The following is a 3,008-nucleotide window of genomic DNA, read 5'->3' as shown; positions in this document are numbered from 1 at the left end:
GGCACACGCGGCGATGCCCGGCAGCCGCATGGAGGTTTTCGAGGGCGCGGGCCACTTCCCGTTCCACACTGATCCGCAGCGGTTCCTGGCCGTGCTGGAGGACTTCATCGCCACGACGGAGCCGGTCACCCGGAGCACGGAGGAATGGCGGGAGCTGCTGCGCTCAGGCGGCCCTGATGCGGGGGTGCCTACACCCCCGAGCGCGGCGGTCGCCGCGGCCAGGCACCAAGGTCAGGCCTCCTCGAGGCCGAGGATCACCCATATCCCGGTCCAGCGCAGGGATGCCCCCTGACAGCTCCGGCTTCCACCAGAAGGTCAGCGTGCGGGCGGTGGCCGTACCGCTGTCGACGGAGTACCGGCGGCTGCTGTGGGCCCGCGGCATCCGCCCCATGATCGCGGAGCGAGGCCAGCCACACGGCTCCGGCCTGGGCATCTTCCGTTATGTCGTCGAATGCACGATCTCCTGGCTGCACGGCTTCCGCCGCCTGCGCATCCGATGGGAACGGCGCGATGACTCCGTGCAGCGTTCCTCGGCCTCGCCGTCTGCCTGTCGGTCATCAGCGGGCTGGTGATGGTCCCGCCCCGGTCGACCCGGGTCCGCACGGTGGCGCCCTCCTGCGAGCCCGACTTCACGACGGCGGTTCCCCTCCGCTCCCGGCGGGTGCTGCCGGAGGTGGTCCTCGGCCTGCGGTCCTCGCGATGCCGTGCTGTGGCGCGGCTGCCAACCGGTTCCGTCCGCCCTAGCATGGAGGCCAGGGCAGTAAAGAGAAGCCACCGCGTGCACCTCCTGCTGCGCATGCGGTACGCCACCGGGCAGGTGCCACCCGCGCCCTCGCCACTTCTGATCGATCGAGCCGACCGTTCCCAGTGCCGAACACCGCCCGCCCGGAGACGCGGCAATCCCGGAAGCGCATGGGCGCCATGGAAGACCCGAAGGGCAAGACCGATGCCTCCCACACATCCACCCGACTTCGAGCACGCCATCCACACCGCCAACATCTGGCTGAAAGCGGTGTCCGAAGCCCTGGGCACCGAGGACCGCCACCTCGCCCACCGGGTGCTGCGCACCTGGCTGCACACGCTCCGCGACCGGGTCACCATCGACGTGGCCGCCCACTTCGCCGCGCAGCTCCCCGACCTGCTGCGGGGCGCCTACTACGACGGCTGGGACCCCAGCACCGTACCGATCAAGTACGACCGCGAAGGCTACGTGAACCGCTTCGTCCAGGAAGCGAAGGTCGCTGCCGATGACGTGCCCCGGATCGCTCCCGCAGTCACCGCCGTCATACGCGGACACGTCTCGCCCGGGCAACTGGAGGCGGCACTGGAGCAACTTCCGCACGACATCCGCGCACTCCTCCTCCAACCGACTGCCTGACCGAGCTCTACGCACGAGCTAGGTACCAGCATGGCGACGCCCCGGCGAGGTGGGGGCCAGGAGCTGACGGTCACTCAGAGTGACAACTGGTTTGCGCCGCTCAGTCATCGGGCGCAGGTCGTTGACCGGGCACGAAGTCAACGACGAGCGTCCGGCACGGGGAGCGTCCGGTTGAAGAACCAACGTGTGGCACCTCACCGGCGTGACGACAGATGCCCCACCGGGTCCGGCCCGTCATCACCTCGTTAGGGAGCACGACATGACGCAGAACCGTTCCCCTCAACCCGATGCCGCGCCCGGGCCGGAGGCCCGACTGAGCCGGCTGGAAGAACAGGTCGCGACCCTGGCCGAGGCCGTCCGGGCACTCGCCCGTGGCTTGGAGAACATCCCGTCGGAGGACGTTCCGCCCGAGGAAGCGGAACGCGGCGCGCGACTGGCCCACGAACTCCTGCTCTCCCAGGGCCTGTAGACGCACCCGTCGCGCCGGAGGAGACGGAGTCGGCCGCGGTGACCGGCACCAGCGCCGGCCGGCACGAGGGCTGACATGCCGGTGGAAGAGACCACTGGGAGTCGGCGATGACGCATACAGAAGAACGTAAACCCATCGTGGCCGGCGTCGACCCCGATCCGGCGAGACGCACGGCGCTCGCCTGGGCTGCCGACGAGGCGCACCGGCGCCGCCTGCCACTGCTGCTGGTCCTCGCGCAGAACGTGCCGACCCCCGGGTACCGGCCGACGGGCGGGCGGCCGTCCTGGGAGAAGTGGAACGCGGAACTGCACGCGACAGGGGATCGCGCCCTGAGGGAGGCGGTGGCCTTCGTCGAGTCCCGCCATCCGCAGGTACCGGTGTCCGGACTGCTGGCGGAAGGGCATCCGGCCTGGGTGCTGCGCGAGCACGCGCAGGACGCCACCGAGGTCGTGCTCGGTTCCTGGCACCTGAGCGCCGCCCAGGAGCTTTTCTCCTCCGCCGCTGTCGCCCTGCCGCTCATCTCCCACGCGCCCTGCCCGGTGGTGGTCGTACCGGAGTGGGAGCACATCACAACCCAGCAGTCGCCGCATTTCGTCGTCGGGGTCGACGGGAGCCCTCAGTCCGCGGCCGCCGTCGACTTCGCCTTGGAGGAGGCCGCCCTACGCGGCGCGGCCCTGCGGGCCCTGTACGTGTGGCACCCTCCGCGGCTCGGAGTCCTCGACGAGGACGCGGCCGTCCAGGAATGCCGCCGGCTGCTGTCAGAGACGGTTACGGTGCGTACCGCCGCCCATCCGAAGGTGGAACTGCACCAGGAGGTCGTGAGAGGCCACCCCGTACAGGTCCTCACCAAGGCATCCGAAAACGCCCTCGGCTTGGTCGTGGGCACCCGCGGGCACGGCGGCTTCACCGGTATGCTGCTGGGCTCCGTCAGCCAGGGCGTACTGCACCACGCACGCTGCCCGGTCATCACCGTCCCATACACACGTGACCAGTAGCCGGCGTTCTCCGGAAGGAGGGACGTCACGCCGGAAGGCGAAACGGCACCCATGAGGGTTGACGCTGTCAAGGCGTGAGTCGGTCTGGCCTGCGGCTCCTCGGTGGGGGCCGGGGCGGTGTCTGTATGGGTCTTCCTTGACGGCGTGGGAGTGAGTGAAGAGCCGT

Annotated in this window: 4 protein-coding genes and 1 pseudogene; all 5 read left to right on the top strand. The window is 69.9% G+C overall.

Annotation, left to right across the window (positions count from 1 at the left end):
- Positions 1-292, top strand: a 292-nt coding sequence (locus tag ACTWQJ_RS49450; RefSeq protein WP_443312899.1) for an alpha/beta fold hydrolase, incomplete at its 5' end; no start/stop codon positions are given.
- A gap of 73 nt (positions 293-365) precedes the next feature.
- Positions 366-515, top strand: a pseudogene (locus tag ACTWQJ_RS49445) (IS5/IS1182 family transposase); the annotation flags it as partial.
- A gap of 431 nt (positions 516-946) precedes the next feature.
- Positions 947-1,378 (top strand): DUF2267 domain-containing protein, encoded by a 432-nt coding sequence (locus ACTWQJ_RS49440; protein ID WP_443312898.1) that lies wholly within the window; start codon positions 947-949, stop codon positions 1,376-1,378.
- 259 nt (positions 1,379-1,637) lie between these two features.
- On the top strand, positions 1,638-1,847 hold the full coding sequence (locus ACTWQJ_RS49435; protein ID WP_443312897.1) for a hypothetical protein: 210 nt from the start codon (positions 1,638-1,640) through the stop codon (positions 1,845-1,847).
- A 107-nt stretch (positions 1,848-1,954) separates the two neighbouring features.
- Entirely contained in the window at positions 1,955-2,842 is an 888-nt protein-coding gene (locus ACTWQJ_RS49430; RefSeq protein WP_443312896.1) for a universal stress protein, read from the top strand.
- The last annotated feature ends 166 nt before the right edge of the window (positions 2,843-3,008 follow it).

It is taken from the genome of Streptomyces sp. KR55 (assembly GCF_052245645.1).
In the GTDB taxonomy this organism is placed as follows: domain Bacteria; phylum Actinomycetota; class Actinomycetes; order Streptomycetales; family Streptomycetaceae; genus Streptomyces; species Streptomyces flavusporus.
This window is presented reverse-complemented; position numbering and strand designations above follow the sequence as displayed.

Coding starts and splice junctions, on each gene's coding strand:
- ACTWQJ_RS49440 (WP_443312898.1), top strand. CDS start 947: ATGCCTCCCACACATCCACCCGACTTCGAGCACGCCATCCACACCGCC.
- ACTWQJ_RS49435 (WP_443312897.1), top strand. CDS start 1,638: ATGACGCAGAACCGTTCCCCTCAACCCGATGCCGCGCCCGGGCCGGAG.
- ACTWQJ_RS49430 (WP_443312896.1), top strand. CDS start 1,955: ATGACGCATACAGAAGAACGTAAACCCATCGTGGCCGGCGTCGACCCC.